Here is a 21473-nt window from a genome sequence, read left to right as displayed (position 1 = left end):
CGGCGACTAAAATCGCGGGGGTGACCGCAGCACCGCCCGCACCCCGGTTCAGCCTCGACATCGACGGGGTTCCCAGGCCCGCGCGCTCGCAGCAGCTGCTCGACGGCGTGCGTGAGCGGGTCGTCATCGCCGACGGGGCCATGGGCACCATGCTTCAGCGGTACGACCTGTCGATCGACAGCGACTTCCAGGGGCTCGAGGGGTGCAACGAGATCCTCAACGTGTCGCGCCCGGACGTCGTGGGGGAGATCCACGACGCGTACCTCGCGGTCGGCGTCGACGCCGTCGAGACGAACACGTTCGGCGCGAACTGGTCGAACCTCGACGACTACGGCATCGTCGATCGCATCGCCGAGCTCGCCGAGAGGGGCGCCCGCATCGCGCGCGAGCGCGTCGAGGCCGCCGAGGCAGCCGACGGCCGCGTGCGCTGGGTGCTCGGTTCGATGGGTCCGGGCACGAAGCTCCCCAGCCTCGGGCACACCACCTACGACAACCTCAAGCAGACCTTCGCGCTGCAGGCCGAAGGCCTCATCGACGGCGGTGCCGACGCCTTCCTGGTGGAGACGAGCCAGGATCTCCTTCAGACGAAGGCCGCGATCAACGGCTGTCGTCAGGCGATCGTGAGCCGCGGCATCCGTCTTCCGATCTTCGTCGAGGTGACCGTCGAGACCACCGGCACCATGCTCATGGGCTCCGAGATCGGCGCGGCGCTCACCGCGATCGAGCCGCTGGGTGTCGACGCGATCGGCCTCAACTGCGCCACCGGGCCGACCGAGATGAGCGAGCACCTGCGGCACCTCTCGAAGCACGCGACGGTGCCCATCGCCTGCATGCCCAACGCGGGGCTTCCGGTGCTGGGGGCGAACGGCGCGCACTACCCGCTGACGCCCGTCGAGCTCGCGACCGCGCACGAGCAGTTCGTTCGCGAGTTCGGGCTCGGACTGGTCGGCGGATGCTGCGGCACCACGCCCGAGCACCTCGCCGCGGTCGTCGAGCGCCTGCGCCCGGTCGGCGGCGCCGAGGCGCGCCGCCCGGAGCTCGATCCCGGCGTCGCGTCGCTGTACCAGCACGTGTCGTTCCAGCAGGACGCCTCGTACCTCGCGATCGGCGAGCGCACCAACGCGAACGGCTCGAAGGCGTTTCGCGAGGCCATGCTCGAGGAGCGCTGGGATGACTGCGTCGAGATCGCCCGCGACCAGATCCGGGTGGGCGCGCACCTGCTCGACGTCTGCATCGACTATGTGGGCCGCGACGGTGTCGCCGACATCCGCGAGGTCGTCTCGCGCTTCGCCTCGGCGTCGACCCTGCCCCTCGTGGTCGACTCGACCGAGCCTGCCGTCATCGCGGCGGGGCTGGAGCTCATCGGCGGACGCCCGGTCGTGAACTCGGTGAACTACGAGGACGGCGACGGCCCGACCTCCCGCTTCGGCCGCATCATGCCGCTCGTCAAGGAGCACGGCACCGCCGTCGTCGCGCTGACGATCGACGAGCACGGTCAGGCCCGCACGGCCGAGGGCAAGGTGCGGATCGCGTCACGCCTCGTCGACGAGCTCGTGGGCGAGTGGGGCCTGCGCGTCAACGACATCATCGTCGACTGCCTCACCTTCCCGATCGCGACCGGCCAGGAGGAGACCCGCCGCGACGCCATCGAGACGATCGAGGCGATCCGGCAGATCACCGCCAAGTACCCCGGCATCAACACCACGCTCGGCGTCTCGAACGTGTCGTTCGGGCTCAACCCGGCCGCGCGGAGCGTGCTGAACTCGGCGTTCCTGCACGAGGCCGTGGAAGCGGGCCTCACCTCGGGCATCATCGACGCGGCGAAGATCGTGCCGCTCGCCTCCATCTCTGAGGAGCAGCGCAAGGTCGCCCTCGACCTGGTGTGGGACCGCCGCGAGTACGACGCCGACGGCAACGTCACGTACGACCCGCTGGCACGGATGCTCGACCTCTTCGCCGGCGTCGACACCGCGGCCCTGCGCAACCAGCGGGCGGCTGAGCTCGCCGCCCTGCCGGTCGGCGAGCGGCTCGAGCGCCGCATCATCGACGGTGAGGGCAAGGGCCTCGAGGCCGACCTCGATCTCGCCCGCGCGGGCGGCCTGTCGCCCCTGCAGATCATCAACGACCACCTGCTCGAAGGCATGAAGATCGTCGGCGAACGGTTCGGCGCCGGCGAGATGCAGCTGCCGTTCGTGCTGCAGTCGGCCGAGGTGATGAAGAACGCGGTCGCGCTCCTCGAACCGCACATGGAGAAGTCGGATGCCTCGGGCAAGGGCCGCATCGTGCTCGCGACCGTCCGCGGCGACGTGCACGACATCGGCAAGAACCTCGTCGACATCATCCTCACCAACAACGGGTACGACGTCATCAACCTCGGCATCAAGCAGCCGATCGCCGACATCATCGCCGCGGCCGAGGAGCACGGCGCGGACGTGATCGGCATGTCGGGGCTGCTCGTGAAGTCGACGGTGGTGATGAAGGAGAACCTGGAGGAGCTCACCTCGCGAGGACTCGGCACGAAGTGGCCGGTGATCCTCGGCGGTGCGGCGCTCACGCGCGCGTACGTCGAGGACGACCTCGCCTCGCTGTTCGACGGCGAGGTGCGATACGCGCGCGACGCATTCGAAGGCCTCGCTCTGATGGAGCCCCTGGTGAAGATCGCTCGCGGCGCCGACCCGGCGTCCGTCGGCCTGCCGGCGCTCAAGAAGCGCCGCCACGCCGTCGGCTCCAAGCTCACGCTGACGGAGCCGGAGGCGATGCCCGCGCGCTCGGACGTCGCATCCGACAATCCGGTGCCCGCCCCGCCCTTCTGGGGCACCCGCATCGTACGAGGTCTCGCGCTGCACGACTACGCGGCGTTCCTCGACGAGCGCGCGACATTCATGGGCCAGTGGGGCCTCAAGCCCGGCCGCGGCGAGGACGGCGCCACATACGAGCAGCTCGTCGAGACCGAAGGCCGGCCGCGACTGCGGTACTGGCTCGACCGCATCCTCGCCGAAGGCATGCTCGACGCCTCGGTCGCGTACGGGTTCTTCCCTGTCGTGTCGGAGGGCAACGACGTCGTCGTGCTGCACCACGGGGACGACCCGTCGGGTGTGCTCGGCGCCGCCGGCCTCCTCGCCCCCGACGGCGGCTCCGGCGGCGCGGTCGGCACCGACCGCCTGCGCTTCCACTTCCCGCGCCAGCGGCGCGACCGCCACCTGTGCCTCGCCGACTTCGTGCGCTCGCGCGAGTCGGGGCACGTCGACGTGCTGCCGGTGCAGCTCGTGACGGCGGGCGCGAACATCGACTCGGTGACGGCGAAGCTCTTCGCCGAAGACAAGTACCGCGACTACTACGAGCTCAACGGGCTCGTGATGCAGCTGACCGAGGCGCTCGCCGAGTTCTGGCACGCGCGCATCCGCTCCGAGCTCGGCTTCTCGCACGAGGATCCCACCGACACCGCGGGCCTCTTCAAGCTCGAGTACCGCGGCGCCCGTTTCTCCCTCGGCTACCCCGCGTGCCCCGACATGGAGGACCGTCGCAAGGTCGTCGAGCTGCTGCGCCCCGAGCGCATGGGCGTCGAGCTCAGCGAGGAGCTGCAGCTGCACCCCGAGCAGTCCACCGACGCGTTCGTCTTCCACCACCCCGAGGCGAAGTACTTCTCCGTCTGACGCCGGGCTTGCCCTGTCTGCGCCCAAACCACCCCTTCTCGCCGAAGCCATGGCTCGTGGTCGGTCCCGGGCGGGTGTTCTCGGCGAGAAGGGGTGGTTTGGGCAGAGGAACGGAAGGCAGCCGTGGCTTCGGGGAGGACGGATGCTGCGGGCCGCAGCTTCCGTGAAGGTGGCGGTCGTGGACGCGTCCCGACGCGCCACGCGGCGACAACCGACACATCGCGTGGTGGATCTTCAGTCCGGCGTGATCTCGAAATCCACCTTGGCGCCGGTCGGAGGCATCGGCGTCGCGGCGCTCGTCGTGGTCACGTGGGCTCCTCCCGGCACGCGACCTTCACGATAGGGCAGCGGCGCGCTCTCGCGGGGCGGCGACGGATGCGGCGCCCGACGCCAGCGGCTTCGTGCGGCGCAGGGCCGCGAGGATCGGCCGGCCGACGACCACCAGTCCGATGACGGTGGTGATCGCGCGGAGGGTGTCCCAGCTGAGGGTCGAGGTGACGAGCGAGTACAGCAGGAAGCTCGAGAGGTTCACCTCGAGCGGCGCGCTGCCGTCGTACGAGATGCCGGTGCCGTAGCCGACGGCGAAGGGCCAGAACCACAGGTTCATCAGCAGGCCGAACGCGTACGAGGCGACGACGCCGTAGACGCTCAGCATCGCGATCTCGCCGACGGCGGACATGCGCCGGGGGAGCAGTCCGGCGATCGCGCCGACCCATGCGCACGCGAACATCTGGAACGGCGTCCACGGTCCGAACGTGCCGGTGATGAGGGTGGAGAGGGCGATGGTCGCCATTCCGAGCAGCATCCCGAACCTTGCGCCGTAGGCGCGGCCGGCGAGGATCAGCAGGACGAACACCGCCTCGACGCCCCCGACGCCGGTGCCCGCGATGCGCACGGCCGCACCGATCGCGGCGAGCGTGCCGAGGAGCGCGAGCATGTGAGCCGACCGCACGCTGCCGTCGAGCGTCGCGACGACGACGAGCGCCGCGAGCGGCACCAGCGCAAGCGCCGCGATCGGCACGGCCGCGTATGCCTGCTCGGGCACGGCGGTCGCGACGAGGGGCCAGCAGAACGCACCGAGCGCAACGAGGTTCGCGCCCGCGAGTGCGGCGAGCGGCGCTGGTGCGCGCCGGCGCCGCCGCGGGCCGCGGCGTCCGCCGACGCCTCCACCGCGTGCACGGGGTCCGGTGGATCCGGCGCCGCGATACCCTGCGTCAGTTGTCGTCCCGTCTTCTCCACCCTTTGCAGGACTCTCCACGCGACCGTCGTCGACAGCCTCATCATCCCGGGCAGCCGACCAGTCGCCCCGGTGCTGGTCCTGCGAACGGTCGAAGGGAGTGCCCGAAGAGCGGATCGCGGGCGGGGCCACCGGAACGGATGCTGCGGCCAGCACGCCCGCGCTCATCGTCAGGGTGCGGTCGGCGAGGGCGATGAGGGCGGGCTCGTGCGACGCCACCAGCACCGCGGTGCCGGATGCGGCGAGCGAGGTCAGCGCCCCCCAGACCAGGTCTCGGGCGGCGGGGTCGAGGCCGCGCGTGGGTTCGTCCACCATCAGCACGCGCGGCGAACCCGCGAGCTGGATCGCCAGGGCGAGGCAGCGCCGTTCGCCGGCTGAGAGGTCGCGCGGGTGCCGTGCCATCCGCGCCGCGAACACGGGGGAACCGGGGTCGAGGCCCAGGAATCCCGCGAATCGCGCGGCGGTCGCGGGTGCGGCGGCTCGCGCCGACCGACGATCGGCGCGGCGGCATTCGGCCGCAGCGGTGTCGGCGACGAAGAGGTCGTCCGAGGCATCCGGAACCAGTGCCACCCGACCGATCGACTCGATCTCCATCTCTCGGGCCGGCAGCGCGAGCGCGGTGAGCAGGCTCGACTTGCCGGCGCCGTTCGGCCCCACGAGGGCGACGATCTCGCCCACGTGCAGCTCGACGTCCGCCCCGGCCACGGCCACCATGTCGCGGTGGCGCACGGTGATTCCGCGGGCGCGCAGCACGCGCTCCCGTGGTCCCACGGGTTCGGGGCGCATCCCGTGTGTCCGGGGCGCATCCCGTGCGCCCCGAACGTCCGCGCTGCGCCCCGAACCCGTGGGGGACTCCGCGGAAGCGATCACGCCGTCGTCGATCCTCAGCACCGTGTCGGCGATCCCTGCGACCGCGTCCACGCGGTGCTCGGCCACCACCACGCACATCCCGGCCTCGTGCGCGAGAGCGTCGAGCAGTCCCGCGATCCGCGCGCGGGCGTCGGCGTCGAGGTCGGCGAGCGGCTCGTCGACCAGCAGCAGGATGGGATGCTCGACGATCGCAGCCGCGATCGCGACGAGCGTCGCCTCGCCCGCCGAGAGACCCCGCGTAGGGCGGTCGAGCAGCGGCGCGACCCCGACGCGGTCGGCGACCTCGGCTACCCGGACGGCGGCGATCACGGGTGCGACACCGCGCAGTTCGAGCGAGAGCCCGATCTCATCGCGCACACGCTCGGTGGCGAACGCGTCACGCGGATGCTGCAGCACCACGCCTACGCGCCGCGCGAGGTCGCGCGGGGGCACGGCGGCGCGCTCGTGCCCGACGACCCGCAGCGACCCGGCGATCCAGCCGCCGTCCGTGTGCAGGTGCAGCCCTGAGATCGCGCGGAGCAGGGTCGACTTGCCCGATCCCGTCGCCCCGACGACGAGCGTGAGCGTGCCCGCCGCGAGCGCGAGCGAAGACCGAAGACGGATGCCTCGTCCCGGGACGCCGTCGCCGAAGCCGATCTCCACGCCCGCGGCCTCGACAGGGGCCAGGCAGTCCCCGTCGAGCCCGCGCCCCGCGAAGCCCCGCAGCTCGAGCGCCGCGGCCACGGCCGCGGCGCGCTCGAGTGTGCGTTCCAGAAGGGGCAGCAGCATCCGTGCCCCGCCGCGTTCGCCGCGGAGGCGCTGCGCGAACCGCACCGCCCTGGCGCCGTCGGCCAGGGAAGGCAGCGTCGCCGCCGCGATCGCGAGGGCCCGCGCGATGCCGCGGAGCGGGCCGCGTCGCGACGCGCGTGCGAACACCCGGTGCAGATCGACGACGGAGTTCACCACGCCGAAGGCCAGGATCGCGAGGGCGATCGGCAGGGCGCTGGCCGCAGCATCCCACAGTCCGTCTCCCGTGACGGGGCCCAGCAGCACCACATGCGCGAACGGTGACGGCAGTCGCACCGCCGGAAGGTCCAGCAGGACGAGGCCGTCGCCGTCGGCGCCGTGGAAGAGGATGCGGTAGACGACCCGGGCCGCCACGAACCCTGCGGCGAGGATCGCCGCGGCTCGCAGGGGACCGGGTCGGAACGTCATGTCAGGATGTCGGCGCGGCAGGCTCGCCATTCAGGGTGAAGAGAAGCTCGAGAGACTCACCGGGCTCGAGCTCGAGGGTCGACAGGCCCTCCTCGGCATAGCCCCACTCGCCGCCGGCAGGCTTGATCCACAGCGACCAGTAGGCGAACGCGGCGGGCATCGACTCGCAGGTCTCGAAGTAGTCCGAGCCGTCCTCGGCGGGGATCGCGGCGTCCTCCGCAGGCACCCCGTTGACGCGGCACACGACCTGGTCGCCGTACTCCTCGGTGCCCTCGGTCTCGATGCCTACGAGCGTCAGCGCGTCGGCGGCGGCGAGCGTCTCGTCGGTCCCGATGCACCACTGCTCGCTGTCGCCGTCCTCGAGGGCGGACGCGTCGACGGCCACCGTGATGCCGGCATCGTCGGTGCAGGCCTCCTCGGCGACCTGCACAGCCTGCGTCTCGGAAGCCGTGGGCGCCGCTTCGGGCACGTCGGACGAGCAGGCGGCGAGGGCGAACAGCAGGGCAGCGGAGGCCGCGGCAGCAGCCGCGGCGCGAAGAGTCGAAGTCACCGATCCAGGCTAGGCCCCGGTCGCGTGTGTCCGGTTGCAGATGACGCCCGCTCGGAGCCCGCCGTAGGCTGGCCGGGTGAGCGTTTCGGAACTCTTCGACGACAGCGAGTGGCAGCAGGCACCCGGCCGGCCGGAGGGCGGCTACACCGACATCACCGCCCACGTGTCGAAGGACGGCCGCATCGCGCGCATCGCGTTCGACCGGCCGGAGGTGCGCAACGCCTTCCGCCCGCACACCGTTGACGAGCTCTACCGCGCTCTCGACATCGCCCGCCAGGACCCGCGGGTCGGCGTCGTGCTTCTCACGGGCAACGGGCCGAGCCCGAAAGACGGCGGCTGGGCGTTCTGCTCCGGGGGTGACCAGCGCATCCGCGGGCGCGACGGCTACAAGTACTCCGAGGACGAGGCGGCCCTCCCGGCCGACGCGCAAGCCCGCGCCGGCCGGCTGCACATCCTCGAGGTGCAGCGACTCATCCGGTTCATGCCCAAGGTCGTGATCGCCGTCATCCCCGGCTGGGCCGCGGGTGGCGGGCACTCCCTCCACGTCGTGTGCGACCTCTCGATCGCCTCCGCCGAGCACGGCCGGTTCAAGCAGACCGACGCCGACGTCGGGAGCTTCGACGCCGGGTACGGCTCGGCCTATTTCGCCCGCCAGATCGGGCAGAAGTTCGCGCGCGAAGTCTTCTTCCTCGCCGAGGAGTACTCCGCGCAGCGCGCGTACGAGATGGGCGCCGTCAACCGAGTCGTGCCGCACGCCGACCTCGAGCGTGGGGCCGTCGCGATGGCCCGCACGATCCTCACCAAGTCGCCGACCGCGATCCGCATGCTCAAGTTCGCCTTCAACGCCGTCGACGACGGCATGGTCGGGCAGCAGGTGTTCGCGGGCGAGGCCACGCGCCTCGCCTACGGCACCGACGAAGCGGTCGAGGGCCGCGACTCGTTCCTCGAGAAGCGCGACCCCGACTGGTCGCCCTTCCCCTGGCACTTCTGATGAGGACCACGTGAAGCTCGTACCCGTCGTCGGCGACGACCCCCGCGAGATCCTGCGGGGGCTCCGCGGCGCGCTCCACGGCGCAGGACCCGCGCTCGGGCTCGGTCTCGTCAGCGGGCATCCCGCCGACGTGCGGCCGGGGACCGCAGTGGTCGTGACGACCTCCGGATCGACCGGCATCCCGAAGAGCGTCGTCCTCAGCCGTGACGCCCTCACCGCGAGCGCGCTGTCGACGGCCGACCGGATCGGGGACGGCGCGTGGCTGCTGGCGCTGCCCGCGAGCTACGTCGCCGGCCTGCAGGTGCTCGTGCGCTCGCTCGTCGCCGACCGCGAGCCCGCGATCCTCTCCGGCGCGTTCACCCCCCAGGCCTTCGCGGCCGCCGCGCTCATGATGGTGTCGACCGAAGGCGGCGAGCGCGTGCCCACCTACACGTCGCTGGTGCCTGCGCAGCTGGCGAAGCTGCTCGACGCGGCCGAGCACGACCCCTCCGTGCTCGCGGCCCTCCGCTCGTTCGAGACGATCCTCATCGGAGGCCAGGCGCTTCCCGCCGCCACCTTGGAGCGCGCCGTAGCGGCGGGGGCGCGCATCGTACGCACCTACGGCTCCACCGAGACCAGCGGCGGCTGCGTGTACGACGGCGTGGCCCTGGGCAACGTGCGGCTGCGCATCGAGCACGGCGAGGTGCAGGTCTCCGGCCCCGTCCTCGCCGACGGCTATCTCGGCGACGAAGAGCGGACGGATGCCGCCTTCCTCCGCGACCGCGACGGATCGCGGTGGTACCGCACCGGCGACGCGGGGCTCATCGAGGACGGGGTCCTGCGCGTGCGCGGCCGCCTCGACCACGTCATCGTCTCCGGCGGCATCAACGTCTCGCTCGACCGCGTCGAGCGGATCGTGCGCGGGATCCCCGGACTCGCCCTCGCCGTCGTGGTCGGGGTTCCCGACGAGCGGTGGGGCGAGGCATCCGTCGTCGTCGCCTCCCGGGGCGAGGCGCTGCGGCGCAGCGAAGCCGTCCAGCTGGAGGAGGCGCGCGCCGCCGTGCAGGCCGAGATCGGCGCACACGCCCGGCCGTCACGGCTCGTGCTGGTCGACGAGCTCGCGACGCTGCCGTCCGGCAAGCCCGACCGCGAGGCGATCCGCCGCGCGGTGATGTTGCTGCACTGACGCGCGCTCGACCGGCTCACCGACCGGGTCGCCGGCGACCGAGGTCGCGGTCAGCCCAGCGGGTACGGCCCGGTGTCGACGACGCAGAGCCGATCGCCCTCGGTGTCTTCGAGCACGATCCAGTCGGCGCCGTCGGGGTCCGAGGCCCCATCGGCGCGGCGGATGTCCTCCACGGTGAGGACGATGGATCCGATGCTCAGCATGGATCCCCTCCTCGACCCGTACGCGGGCACCCGACAGGGGCTTGACGATACGCGGGTCATCGGCGCGGCCCCTATGATGTGCATTCGTGGCAGGAACCCCGAGCAAGAAGCGCACCACCGCAGGACGCAAGAAGCACCAGTCGCGCGGGAACCCGCAGAAGGCGCACGTCTCGCGGGACCCCGCGCATGTCGAGAAGCCCACCGCGCGCGACTGGATCGGCGCCGCGCGCCTGCGCACCCTGCCGCTCGCGATCACGCCCATCCTCGTCGGCACGGGCGCCGCGATCCTCGTCGTGGACGTCTTCCACTGGGTGATCGCGCTCTTCTGCCTCATCGTGTCGGTGTCGCTGCAGATCGGCGTCAACTATGCCAACGACTACAGCGACGGCGTCCGCGGCACGGACGACTTCCGCGTGGGTCCTGCCCGTCTCACCGCCGGCCGCAAGGTGAAGCCCCGCACCGTGGTGATGGTCGCGCTGGCGTTCTTCGCGATCGCCGCGATCGCCGGACTCGCGATCACCATCCGCACCCAGCAGTGGTGGCTCATCGCCGTCGGCGCCGTGTGCATCATCGCCGCCTGGTTCTACACCGGAGGCAAGCGTCCGTACGGCTACTACGGGCTCGGCGAGCTCTTCGTGTTCGTCTTCTTCGGCCTGGTCGCGACGCTCGGCACGACGTGGGTGCAGGCGTTCGCACTCCCGCAGGAGGCGTGGTTCGGCGCCGTCGGCGTCGGCCTCATCGCCTGCGCCGTGCTGCTCGCCAACAACCTGCGCGACATCGACCAGGACCGCACGGCAGGCAAGCGCACGCTCACCGTGCTGATCGGCCGCACCGCGACGCGCTGGCTGTTCACGGTCTTCCTGCTGATCGCTTTCGCCATCGCGGTGTTCCTGGCGTGGATCGGCTACCCGGTCGCGTGGCTGACGCTGCTCGCGCTGCTGGCCGGCGCACCCGCGATCCTCATCGTGTGGACCTACCGCGACCCCCGCGAACTCGTCGTCGCCCTGGGCCTCACGTCACTGACGTCGGTCGCCTACGGCGCCTTCCTGATGTGGGCGTTCATCGGCTGACGGATGCTGTGCCCCGGCGTCCTGCGCCGGGCGCGAGGCGCTTCGGCTCGCAGGCTCGCTCAACGGGCAGGGGGTGAGGCGTCGCCGTCGGGGGCCGCGGCGTCGGCTGCGGCATCCTCCGCCTCTTCGTCGCTTGCGCCGGCGCGGGCCTTCGCGCGTCGCTCGGCCAGGCCCGACGTGACGTCGTCGAGGGGCTTGCGGAGGAACAGCACCGAGAGGCTGAGCCCGATGAGGGCGGCGAAGATGGCGGCGAGCCAGTAGTACTCGCGCATGATCGGGAACAGCATCAGGATGCCGAACGGGACGAGGAACGTCAGCAGCCGCAGCACCGAGTAGACGATGGCAGAGCGCGCTTTCACCCGTCCATCCTACGTTCCGTCCCCGGGTGCCTTCGGCGACGGTTGCGTCACGGAGCGCCCGCGACCGCCCACTGCGGGCCGCGCCCGCCTAGGATGGGAAGATGCCTCGGGTGCTGCTGATTCTGGCCCTGGTGGCGACCGCGTTCTGGGTCTTCACCATCGTCGATTGCGCGGTCCAACCCCCGACCCGCCACCGCGGTGTGAGCAAGCCGGTCTGGATCCTCATCGTGGTCCTGCTCCCCGTGCTGGGCGGTCTTCTCTGGCTCATCGTGGGCCGCGGGCGCGCGTCGTCCGTCGCGTCTCGACGGGCTCCCGACGACGACCCCGAGTTCCTCGGCCGCATCGGCACGATCAGCGACCAGGACGAGCGCATCCGCCGCCTCGAGGAGGAGCTCGCGCAGCTCGACGCCGAGGGTGAAGACCCGCGGTACAACCCGCCGGGCGGCCCCGTGGCATCCGACGACGCCACCGCACCCGGAAGCGCCGCCGCCGCGGGCGGCAGCGCGACGCCGGGCACCCCGCCGCAGCCGAAGCCGCCGATCCGACCCGCGGACGGCGACGACGACGCCCGCGGTCAGCGCGGGGCCATCGGCTGACGTGACCGACTCCCACAGCGCCCCAGCCACAACCGAACCCGCTGCCGCGCTCGACTCCGCGCCCGCCACCGATGCCGCCGCGGCGCTGCTGTGCCGGCTCGTCGAGCTGGGCGTGCGTCACGTCGTGCTGAGCCCGGGCTCACGCTCGCAAGCACTCGCCCTGGTCGCCGCCGAACTCGAGCGGCGCGGCGCCGTCCGCCTCCACGTGCGCATCGACGAGCGCGTCGCGGGCTTCACCGCCCTCGGCATCGGACGAGAGACCCGGATGCCGGCGGCCGTCGTCTGCACGTCGGGCACCGCGGTCGCGAACCTGCTGCCGGCCGCGCTCGAGGCCCACCACGCAGGCGTTCCGCTGCTGCTGCTGACCGCCGATCGCCCGCCGGAGCTGCGCGGCGTCGGCGCGAACCAGACGACGCGCCAGCCCGGGATGTTCGCGCCCACCGTGCGCCTCGAGGCCGACCTGCCGGTGCCCGAGGCCCTCGACCCCGACGGCACGCACGAGCAGAGCGCGATGCTGCGCGGCCTCGCCGAGGACGCCGTCGCCGCCGCCCTGGGTGCCGGCACGCGGTCGCCGGGGCCGGTGCACCTGAACCTGCCGTACCGCGAGCCGTTGTCGGGCGCCCTCCCCGCATGGATGGGCGTGCCCGCCGCCGAGCTCGAGACCGCGGTCGTCGACGACCCCGACGGACCCCCGGTGGCGGCCGACGCCGACGACGATGCATCCGGCGCGCTCTATCAGGGCGGTGGAGGCATCGGCGAGGCCGACCTCCCGACCGAGCCGGAGGACGCGCCGCTCGTGCTCGAGCGCGGTCCGCGCACGATCGTGCTGGCGGGCGCCGACGCCGGCCCCGACGCGGAGGAGCTGGCCCACGTCGGCGCCTGGCCTCTCATCGCCGAGATCGTCAGCGGTGCACGCTTCGGGCGCCACCTCGTGCACGGCTACCGCGCGCTGCTGCGCGACCCGCAGCTCGGCGGCCGCATCGAGCGCGTCGTCGTGCTGGGCCACCCGACACTCAGCCGTGAGGCCGCCGCACTGCTCTCCGACCCCGATCTCGAGGTCGTCGCGGTCCGCGGACCCGGCGAGCCGCTCAACCTCAACGGCGCGACGCTCGCCGCCGACCGCATAGCCGTCGCGACCGGCGACCCCGACCGTGAATGGCTCGGGGCGTGGCTGCAGGCATCGCGCGCAGCATCCGTCGATCTCACCCCGCCGGCTCCCGACGCGGACGGCCTCTCCTCGGCGGTGCCGGGGGAACGGCTCGGCGCGATCGCGGCGGAGCTCGGTGTCATCCGCGCACCCGTCGACCGCGCTGCGCTCGTCGACGCGGCCTGGCGTGCGACGTGGCCGCACGATCGCCTCGTGTTCGGCTCGTCGCGGCTCGTGCGCGTGGCCGACCAGGTGCTCCCGGGCAAGAAGGTGCCGGTGCACGCCAACCGCGGGCTCGCCGGCATCGACGGGACGATCGCGACGGCGACCGGCATCGCCCTCGCGAGTCAGTCCGGGGGAGGCGCGGGCGTCACGCGCGTGGTACTCGGCGACCTCGCGCTGCTGCACGACGCCGGCGCGATGCTGCTGCCGCCGCGGGAGGACGAGCCGCGCATCCAGCTCATCGTCGGGAACGACGGGGGCGGCACCATCTTCGACGGGCTCGAGGTAGCCGCCATTGCGGGCGCCGAGGTCATGGACCGGGTGCTGCTGACCCCGCACACCGTGCGCCTCGAACAGCTCGCACTCGCGTACGGCTGGGAGTACCGCCGCGTCACGACGCGCTCGGCTCTCGACCAGGCGCTGACGTCGCCGGTCGGCGGGCGCCAGCTCATCGAGGTGCCGCTCGAGCGCTGAGCCCGAGGCATCCGCCATGATGGCTCCATGATCGCCTCGAGTCAGAAGCACTGGAGCGGCGACGTCGCCGATCTCCTCCGAGTGGGCGAGGGTTTCGTCCTCGCCGACGTCGACACCCGATCGACCCCGGGATACGAGAAAGACAAGGCGCACGCGGCCGAAGACCTGAAGGAGGGCTCGGCCGAGCTCGACGAGTACCAGGAGCGCCTCTACGCCCGCAGCCGGGTCGATGCGACGAACGCCTCCGTGCTGCTGGTGCTGCAGGCGATGGACTCCGCCGGCAAGGGCGGCATCATCCGTCACGTCGTGGGGTCGGTGGATCCGCAGGGCATCGTGCTCTCGGCGTTCAAGAAGCCCACGGACGAGGAGTTGACGCACGACTTCCTGTGGCGGGTCAAGCGGCGGCTTCCCGCCTCGGGCATGATCGGCGTCTTCGACCGCTCGCACTACGAGGACGTGCTGATCGGGCGGGTGCGACGGCTCGCCCCGGAGCAGGAGATCGAGCGCCGCTACGCGGCGATCAACGACTTCGAGCGTCAGCTGACCGATTCCGGCACGAGGGTCGTCAAGGTCATGCTCCACATCTCGCCGGATGAGCAGAAGAAGCGCCTGATGCGGCGCCTCAACCGCCTCGACAAGCACTGGAAGTACAACCCGACCGACGTCGACGAGCGCGAGTTCTGGCCGCTGTACATGGCGGCGTATCAGACCGTGTTCGAGCGTACGTCGACCGACCACGCGCCCTGGTTCGTCGTGCCCGCCGACCACAAGTGGTATGCCCGGCTTGCCGTCCAGAACCTGCTGCTCGAGGCACTCGAAGACATCAACCCGCAGTGGCCGAAGGCGACGTTCGACGTCGAAGCCGAGAAGAGGCGCCTCGCGGCCACGTGACCTCCGGGCGCTCGCGACTCAGGCGAGCGCGTCGACGATGGGACGGAACTTGACCCGGGTCTCGAGCAGCTCCTTGTCGGGGTTGCTCTGCGCGACGATGCCGGCGCCCGCATGGGCGACGACCGGAATCGTCGCGCTGAAGGTCGCGACGTTGCGCGGCGGCGGCGCGCCGATCTGCGCACAGCGCAGGGCGATGGCCCACTCGCCGTTGCCGTCGCCGTCGACCCAGCCCACCGGCCCCGCGTAGCGGCCACGGTCGAACGGCTCGAGTCGGCGGATCAGGTCGAGCGCCGCATCCGTGGGGGTCCCCGCCACGGCCGCGGTGGGGTGCAGCGCCGCGACCAGGTCGAGCGCCGACGCGTGGTCGGCGAGGTCGCCCGCGACGTCCGTCGCGAGGTGCCACAGGTTCGGGAGCTTCAGCGTGAACGGCTCGGGGTCGGCGCGCAAGTGGCTGACGTGCGGGCCCAGCGTCGCGAGCACGCTCTGCACGGCGTAGCGGTGCTCGTCAAGGTCCTTCGTGCTGTGCGCGAGAGCGGTGGATGCCTCGGTGTCGTCGTGTGCGTCGGTTCCGCGCGGGATCGTCCCGGCGAGCACCCGTGCGGTCACCACGCCGCGCGAGGCGGTCACCAGCGTCTCGGGGCTCGCGCCGATGAGGCCGTCGACGGCGAAGGTCCACGTGTCGGGGTAGTCGTCGGCGAGGGCGCGGAGGAGCCGGCGCAGGTCGGCGCCGGCGGGGATCGTGCCGACGAGGTCGCGCGCCAGCACGACCTTCTCGAGCTCGCCGCGCACGATCGCGTCGACCGCCTCGCGCACCGCGGCCTGGTAGCCGGCGGGGTTGAGCGTGCCCGGGCCGAGCGTCGCCGACCAATACGGCCCGTACGGCGTGGGCTCGACCGCCGGGGCGGGGCGATCGACGTACGTCTGGCGGATGCGCGTGACCCACGATCGCCCGCGGTGCCGGCCGATGACCGCCTGGGGGATGGCGAGGAGGCTCGTCGCCGACGACCGCTCGTCGAACACGAGGGTCCCGAACGCGACGAGGCCGGTGCCGGGAAGACCCACGGGGTCGTCGATCTCCGCTGTCGCCGCGAGGTGCCGCCAGTGGTCGGCCGGCGACGGCAGGGTGGCCGTATCGACACCGGGCGGGATGCGGGGGTTGCGCCGATAACCTCCCACGCTGCCGATGCCGACGATGCCGTCGCCGCGGCGCAGCCAGGCGAGAGGCTCGTCGGGAGAGGCGTAGGCGAGGAGGTCGTCGACGTGCTCGATCTCGCGGGTCTCGACCACCAGCGCAGGCGGGCGGTGCGAAGATGTCACGACTCCAGCCTAGACTCGCCCATCCGGCGTGGACGCCGGTCGCGGCCGCCCTTGTGCCCGCCGCAGCGCCGGGTGAGGATGGCGGCGTGAGCGTGCGCTACCTGATCACCGTCGACCCCGATGCCGACCAGGGCGCGGTCGAGGCGGGTCTGCGCGCCGCCGGCGCCGACTCGGTCGCGCCGCCCGCGCCCGAGCTGCCCGACGTGTACATCGCCACGGTCGACGAGTCGGTCGCCGACTATGCCGACCGTGCGCAGGCGGTGTCCGGGGTGAGGGTCGCCGAGCCCGACGCGTGGGTCGGCTTCGGGGGAGAAGTCGACGCGGAGCAGAGCGACATCGGTCTCCTGCCCGCCGAAGCCCCGCCCGAGGAGCGGCCCGCCGACGACGGACGCTGAGTCAGCGCAGCCGCAGCGGTGGGTGCGCGACGCTCGCCAGAGGGCCGGCGCAGCGCAGCAGCGTCAGCACGACACCCGCGGTGCCGTCGAGGACGGCCGGCGACCGGCCGCCCCGTACGCCGTGGCGCCACGAGGCGGTTCCATCTGTCTCGATGCCGGAAGCGATGACGGATGCCTCGTACCGCGCCGCGCGCCGGTGCTCCTCGCGGGCGGCGGGATCGGTGGACCATGCCGCCTCGGCCCCGGCCAGGTGCAGCTCGACGACGCCCGAACGACCGTGGCAGAGGGTGGCATCGTCGCCCGGATCGTCGGGGAACTCGCGCCGCGCGCGCTCGATCGAGCGGAGCGCCCGGAGATACGTCTCTTCCGTTCCAGCCCGACGGCCCTCGTCGATGCGGGAGCGGAGCGCCGCCGCGATCCCGATCCCCGGAGCCCCATGGCACCAGGCCAGGCCGATCATCGGCTCGTCGACGCGCAGGTCGTACCAGCCGCCGTCCTCAGCGCCGAAGCCCGCGTCTTCCCAGGTCCACGCGGCGTCGACGAGCGTGCGGTCCGCAGCCGAGACGCCGGCCGCGTGGGCGGCCAGCAGCGCCAGTCCGATTCCCGACGAGCCGTGCGCGAGGCCGGTGACCGCGCGATCGCCGTCGGCCATCGGCCACCGTGCGCCGCAGACGTCGACGACGGCACGGCTCCGCAGGTCGCGCACGAGGCGCTCGGCCGCCGCCGCGCGGTGCGGCTCCGCGCTCACGGGCATCGCAGCCGCCAGCACGGCGAGCAGATGGCCCGCCGAGCCGTCGAGAAGGTCCGCGTACGCGGGAAGCCACGCGTCGTCGGCCGTCGCGAGCGCCGCGACCGCGCGGGCTGCGAGCCCGCGGCCCCGGCCCGCGAGGTCAGGTCGGCCCAGCAGGTCCGCGATGCGTTCGGCGGCGATCGCGATCCCCAGGTCGCCGCTCTGCCAGCCCAGCTGTCCGCGCCGGGCGGTGCGGCGGGAGTCCAGCACGTCGGCGAGCGTCGCCTGCGCGAGCTGCGCAAGGGATTCGTCGCCCGCGTGCCGCGCGGCCGCGGCGAGGGCGAGGGCGACGCCCGCCCGCCCGGTGAGGAGGCCGTCGTCGACGGGACCTGTTCTCAGGGCCGAGCCGTCGGCGCCCGCAGCGAGGTCGATCTCGTCGCCGATCCATTGCGGCGCCCCGCGGCCGTCGACGACGACGTCGGCGGCGAGGCGGCGGGCGAGGGCGACGGCCGCCGCTCCCAGCTCGGCGGGCGACCGGACCGCCGTCGCCGGGGAGCGAGAGTCGAGTTCCACGGCGGTCATGATCGTGCCTTCCAGGGGCGCGTCACATCGAGGCCGACGGTGCTCGCGGCAGCGCGCAGACGGTGGGGCGCAGCATCCGTGTCCCTGATGCGGGCGGCGATCGCGGCGACCTGCGCGGTTCGCTGCTGACCGAAGCTGGTGCCGTCGGCGGGGTCCTCCGACATCCCGATGCCCGCGGCGATGCGGCGGGAGGTCGGCGGAATCGACGCCTCCACGTGCGGCTCGATGTCGCGGGCCCGGCGGCGAAGGCTCGCGGCCACGCGGGCGCGGGAGGGTTGCGGCGTGTAGACGACGAGCGCGTCGGGGCGGCCGTAGCCGGCGGGCGTCGGCAGGCACTTGAGGGAGAACGCGCTCCCGGCGTCCGCGAACGCGCCGATCAGCGGGGGCAGCAGGGTCGCGGAGTCCTCGGGGGAGCGGGCGTGCGCGTACCAGCGGTCGAGCGGGCCGTCGGGCACGCCCTCGCCGGAGTGCGCCCACCACCATCCCGACGCCTGGTCCCATCCCGACGATCCGCGGGCGATCGTCACGAGGTCGCCGGGCGCCGGGGTGCAGCCCGGTCGCGAGGAGGAGACGATGCGGTCCGTCGCGATGCGGAGGTGCCCGGGTGGGGCGGAGGAGGGAGGCTGGGATGCGACGACCGTGACCGTCGCCTCGCTCACGGCCAGCACGATCCAGGCCGGGGAGGTGCCCGCTGTTCGGCGTCGCATCGTCTCCAACAGGCCGATACGGGGAAACATCGGCGGAGCGACGAGGGCGCGCGCCGGTGGGGCGACCGCGTCGCGTGCCTCACCGGTCCACCAGTTCGCATAGAGCCACTCCGCGAGCGGACTCTCGATCTCGACTCCGGTCGGGGCGTCCACGCGCAGTGCGCGCGCTTCGTCCGAGTCCTCGACGAGCGCGAGCGCCCGGCCCAGCTCGCGCAGCGTCGCCGCGGCGGTGCGCTCGCCGCGCGAGGCGGACGCTTGGGCCGAGGCTTCCGAGGTCATCGTGCGAGGCATGAGCGCAGCTCCTCCCTGAGAACGGCGAGGTGGTCCTGGCGTGCGATCGCGAGCGCTACGAGCCCGTGCGCCTGCTCCTCGTCGCCGCCCTCGCTCCGCTCGGCGACCTCGAGCGCGAACTGCGCGAGGCGCAGCACCGAGGCCAGCGCCACCCGCTCCGCGAAGAGTCCTGCCGCGCCCGACGAGATCCGCGCAGCCTCGCCGTAGCCTCGCACGAGGGCGCGGCCCGGCGACGGCAGCCCCACCGCGGTCGATGCGTCGCGCAGGAGATGCTCGGCGAGGAGGCATCCGAGGTCCCATGCGGGGTCGCCGGCCCCCGCGAGCTCCCAGTCGACGAGCACGGGGGACGGGCCGGGCGCGACGGCGACGTTGTCCCACTTGAGGTCGTGGTGCACGAGCGCACGCCCGGCCGGCGTGCGCAGGCGCGCGGCGGCGGCCACCAGGGCCGGCTGCGCACGGAGGAGCGCGATGAGTGCGCGCGTCGCCTCGGCGAGGTCGAGGCCGACCGTCGCGGCGTCCGTGCGTTCGCCCGGGCGCAGCACGTGGAGCACGAGGGGCGGACGCGCCGGCGGCAGCGGCAGTCCGGCGGTCGCGCGATGCACGGCGCCGACGCGGGCGCCGAGAAGACGGAAGAAGGCGTCGGGTTCGCCGATCGTGTCGGAGACGAGGGCGAGGGACGCCGGATGCCCCGCTCCGAGGTCCTCCACGACGAGGATGCCATGCTCCTCGTCGACGGCCGCGGACGACGGGATCGCCTCCTGCAGAGGAAGGCACCACCGTGCCATGCGCTGGACGAACAGCTCCGCGCCGAGGCCTTCCTGCGCAGTGCCCGTCGATCCGGTGTCGGGTGCGGTGAGCGCGCCGGACTTCACGACCACGCGGCGGTCGTCGGGCAGGTGCACGGCCCACACGCCGTGGGCGCGGGACAGGTCGGTCGGCTCGGCGCGCAGCAGCTCGGTGGGACCGAGCAGCCCCACCGCGCGCAGAGCGGTGACGGACGGATGCGGGGTGGTGTCCGCATCCGTCCGCACCATGGTCGCGTCGGCGATCACTCGTCGAACAGCCCCTCGCCGTAGGCGTCGCCGCCGCCGGACTGGAGCTCCTCGATCGCTGCGGCATAGCCGGCCGCGAAGCCGGCCTCGTAACCGCCCTGTTCGACGCCGAAGGGGTCGGCGCCGCCCGGCTGCGGTCCCGGTCCGGGGCCTGTCACCGTCTTGGTCGTCGTGATCGTCGGCGTCCTGGTGATCGTCGGCGTCACAGGGCACGCGATGTGAACCGACTTGATGATCTTGCACTGCAGCGGAAGGACCGTCTTGATCGTCCCGCACTCCGGGAGTGCGATCGTCTTGGGCACGCATGCCACCACCGGGGTCCGCAGCTTGACGGTGATCGTCGGCTTGAGGACGATCGGTCCCCGCGCCTTGAGCACCGCCGCGCCGGCATCGACGAGTCCCCAGCCGTACCGGTCGTTCGGCACGGGGTCGCTCGCGACGTCGCGCAGCGGCTTCGCCGTCGAGCGGAGGATGTCGCCCACCTCGGCTGCCGTCAGACCCGGCTTGACCGCCTTGACGAGCGCCGCGACGCCGGCGACGTGGGGCGTAGCCATCGACGTGCCGGAGAGGGTCGCGAGGCCGCCGGCGAGGTACGTCGACAGGATCCCCACGCCCGGCGCCGAGATGTCGATATGCGGTCCGGTCTGCGAGAACGCCGCGCGCGCCTCGTTCGACTGGATCGCGGCGACCGCGATGACGTCCGGATAGGCGGCGGGGAAGCTCGGCGAAGCGCTGCCGTCGTTGCCCATCGCGGCCACGACGACCACGCCTTTGCTCACCGCATAGGCCACCGCACTCGCCTCGACCGAGGTCGAGGACGGGCTGCCGAGGCTCATGTTGATGACGTGGGCTCCGTTGTCGGCCGCGTAGCGGATGGCCGCCGCGACGTCCGCCGAGGAGCCGGTCCCGCTCACCCGGCCGTCGCTGATGCGCACCACCCTGGTGAGCGCCTTGATCGGCATGATCCGCGTCTGCCAGCCGACGCCCGCGACGCCGACCGCGTTGTTCGACACAGCGGCGATGGTGCCCGCGACGTGCGTGCCGTGGCCGACCTCGTCTTCGGGGATCGGATCGCGCCCCGCGAAGTCGCCCTCGAAGCGCCACCCCGGGTTCGGCGTCGGGTTCGGACCGAGATCGACCATGTCGTACCCCGGGACGAGCAGCGGCGCCAGCTCGGGGTGATCCAGGTCGACGCCGGAGTCGATGACCGCCACGACGACGCTCGCGGAACCCGTCGTGACGTCCCACGCGTCCGGAGCGTTGATCTTCGTCAGTCCCCACTGCGCCCCGAACTGCGGGTCGTCGGGGATCACGCTGGCCTCCCGCCACCGGTTCGGCTCGGCGATCTCGACCTCGTCGAGGGCGACGAGCTCCGCCGCCGCCTGGTCGGGGGCGATCTGCCTGTCGATTCGGACCCGGAACGAGCGACCGAGGATCGACTCTTCGGGCTCGGGCACGCCGTCCAGTGCCATGACGGATCGCGCGATGCCCTGCGACGGCGGGGCGAGGCGGGTGATGTCGTGGGCGCCCAGGCGGGCGAGCACGGCGTCGACCCCCGACACCCCGAGCGAGTCGGCCACAGAGACCCCGAGACCGCCCGGATGGATGGGCACGGAGGCCGTCATCACGTCGGCGGCGTCGGGTTTGAGCGTGACGATGACCTCACCGGGGATGACGTCATCGCCGTCGATGTAGAGCGGAGCGGAGGCGCCCAGTTCCGCCCGAGGAGCGGACTTGCGCTTTCGCGACGAGCCGCCGGATGTTGCAGCCATTTTCG

General features: G+C 72.7%; 17 protein-coding genes. 8 read left to right on the top strand and 9 right to left on the bottom strand.

The annotated features are described in order from the left end of the window. The first annotated feature begins 20 nt into the window (after positions 1–20). A complete protein-coding gene (gene metH / locus MRBLWH3_RS00165; protein WP_363427525.1) occupies positions 21–3653 on the top strand; it encodes a methionine synthase in 3633 nt (1210 codons plus the stop codon). Between the two features lie 334 nt (positions 3654–3987). On the opposite strand, the gene MRBLWH3_RS00160 is transcribed toward metH, so the two are convergent. Further along, on the bottom strand, positions 3988–6954 hold the full coding sequence (locus MRBLWH3_RS00160; protein ID WP_363427523.1) for an ATP-binding cassette domain-containing protein: 2967 nt from the start codon (positions 6952–6954) through the stop codon (positions 3988–3990). 1 nt (position 6955) lies between these two features. Continuing rightward, the gene (locus tag MRBLWH3_RS00155; protein WP_363427521.1) at positions 6956–7504 is read right to left on the bottom strand and encodes a hypothetical protein; all 549 of its coding nucleotides are present in this window, start codon (positions 7502–7504) and stop codon (positions 6956–6958) included. A gap of 76 nt (positions 7505–7580) precedes the next feature. Between MRBLWH3_RS00155 and MRBLWH3_RS00150 the strand changes: the two genes are divergently transcribed. Both MRBLWH3_RS00150 and MRBLWH3_RS00145 read left to right on the top strand, forming a co-directional pair. After that, a complete protein-coding gene (locus MRBLWH3_RS00150; protein ID WP_363427519.1) occupies positions 7581–8495 on the top strand; it encodes a 1,4-dihydroxy-2-naphthoyl-CoA synthase in 915 nt (304 codons plus the stop codon). A gap of 10 nt (positions 8496–8505) precedes the next feature. Then, positions 8506–9660 carry an AMP-binding protein gene (locus tag MRBLWH3_RS00145; RefSeq protein WP_363427517.1) on the top strand — a complete coding sequence of 385 codons (1155 nt, stop codon included), beginning with the start codon at positions 8506–8508 and terminating at the stop codon, positions 9658–9660. Between the two features lie 50 nt (positions 9661–9710). Here the strand turns inward: MRBLWH3_RS00145 and MRBLWH3_RS00140 are convergent, their stop codons facing one another. Continuing rightward, the gene (locus MRBLWH3_RS00140) at positions 9711–9863 is read right to left on the bottom strand and encodes a hypothetical protein (RefSeq protein WP_363427515.1); all 153 of its coding nucleotides are present in this window, start codon (positions 9861–9863) and stop codon (positions 9711–9713) included. Between the two features lie 86 nt (positions 9864–9949). On the opposite strand from MRBLWH3_RS00140, the gene MRBLWH3_RS00135 reads away from it, so the two are divergent. Continuing rightward, on the top strand, positions 9950–10933 hold the full coding sequence (locus MRBLWH3_RS00135; RefSeq protein ID WP_363427513.1) for a 1,4-dihydroxy-2-naphthoate polyprenyltransferase: 984 nt from the start codon (positions 9950–9952) through the stop codon (positions 10931–10933). 59 nt (positions 10934–10992) lie between these two features. Here MRBLWH3_RS00135 and MRBLWH3_RS00130 read toward each other — a convergent pair whose 3' ends face one another. Further along, positions 10993–11292 (bottom strand): DUF4229 domain-containing protein, encoded by a 300-nt coding sequence (locus MRBLWH3_RS00130; RefSeq protein WP_363427511.1) that lies wholly within the window; start codon positions 11290–11292, stop codon positions 10993–10995. 101 nt (positions 11293–11393) lie between these two features. Between MRBLWH3_RS00130 and MRBLWH3_RS00125 the strand changes: the two genes are divergently transcribed. Genes MRBLWH3_RS00125 through MRBLWH3_RS00115 form a run of 3 tightly spaced genes read left to right on the top strand, consistent with a single transcriptional unit; the run spans position 11394 to position 14622 of the window. Continuing rightward, a complete protein-coding gene (locus MRBLWH3_RS00125) occupies positions 11394–11888 on the top strand; it encodes a PLDc N-terminal domain-containing protein (protein WP_363427509.1) in 495 nt (164 codons plus the stop codon). Position 11889: 1 nt separating this feature from the next. Then, positions 11890–13731, top strand: a complete 1842-nt coding sequence (gene menD / locus MRBLWH3_RS00120; RefSeq protein ID WP_363427507.1) for a 2-succinyl-5-enolpyruvyl-6-hydroxy-3-cyclohexene-1-carboxylic-acid synthase — start codon at positions 11890–11892, stop codon at positions 13729–13731. A 27-nt stretch (positions 13732–13758) separates the two neighbouring features. Continuing rightward, entirely contained in the window at positions 13759–14622 is an 864-nt protein-coding gene (locus MRBLWH3_RS00115) for a polyphosphate kinase 2 family protein (protein ID WP_363427505.1), read from the top strand. A gap of 18 nt (positions 14623–14640) precedes the next feature. Here the strand turns inward: MRBLWH3_RS00115 and MRBLWH3_RS00110 are convergent, their stop codons facing one another. Beyond that, positions 14641–15939 carry an isochorismate synthase gene (locus tag MRBLWH3_RS00110; RefSeq protein WP_363427503.1) on the bottom strand — a complete coding sequence of 433 codons (1299 nt, stop codon included), beginning with the start codon at positions 15937–15939 and terminating at the stop codon, positions 14641–14643. Between the two features lie 86 nt (positions 15940–16025). Between MRBLWH3_RS00110 and MRBLWH3_RS00105 the strand changes: the two genes are divergently transcribed. Then, positions 16026–16334: a hypothetical protein gene (locus MRBLWH3_RS00105; RefSeq protein ID WP_363427501.1), complete on the top strand. Its 309-nt coding sequence runs from the start codon at positions 16026–16028 to the stop codon at positions 16332–16334. Between the two features lies 1 nt (position 16335). Here MRBLWH3_RS00105 and MRBLWH3_RS00100 read toward each other — a convergent pair whose 3' ends face one another. Genes MRBLWH3_RS00100 through MRBLWH3_RS00085 form a run of 4 tightly spaced genes read right to left on the bottom strand, consistent with a single transcriptional unit; the run spans position 16336 to position 21468 of the window. After that, on the bottom strand, positions 16336–17646 hold the full coding sequence (locus tag MRBLWH3_RS00100; protein WP_363427499.1) for a lanthionine synthetase LanC family protein: 1311 nt from the start codon (positions 17644–17646) through the stop codon (positions 16336–16338). Next, entirely contained in the window at positions 17643–18644 is a 1002-nt protein-coding gene (locus MRBLWH3_RS00095; RefSeq protein WP_363427497.1) for a T3SS effector HopA1 family protein, read from the bottom strand. The genes MRBLWH3_RS00100 and MRBLWH3_RS00095 overlap by 4 nt, the downstream gene beginning before the upstream one ends. Further along, a complete protein-coding gene (locus MRBLWH3_RS00090) occupies positions 18629–19696 on the bottom strand; it encodes a phosphotransferase (RefSeq protein WP_363427495.1) in 1068 nt (355 codons plus the stop codon). The genes MRBLWH3_RS00095 and MRBLWH3_RS00090 overlap by 16 nt, the downstream gene beginning before the upstream one ends. Next, positions 19693–21468 carry a peptidase S8 gene (locus tag MRBLWH3_RS00085; RefSeq protein WP_363427493.1) on the bottom strand — a complete coding sequence of 592 codons (1776 nt, stop codon included), beginning with the start codon at positions 21466–21468 and terminating at the stop codon, positions 19693–19695. The genes MRBLWH3_RS00090 and MRBLWH3_RS00085 overlap by 4 nt, the downstream gene beginning before the upstream one ends. Between the last annotated feature and the right edge of the window lie 5 nt (positions 21469–21473).

It is taken from the genome of Microbacterium sp. LWH3-1.2, assembly GCF_040675855.1.
Classification (GTDB): Bacteria; Actinomycetota; Actinomycetes; order Actinomycetales; family Microbacteriaceae; genus Microbacterium.
The sequence above is the reverse complement of the archived record's forward strand: the minus strand, read 5'-3'. Positions and strand labels throughout refer to the sequence as shown.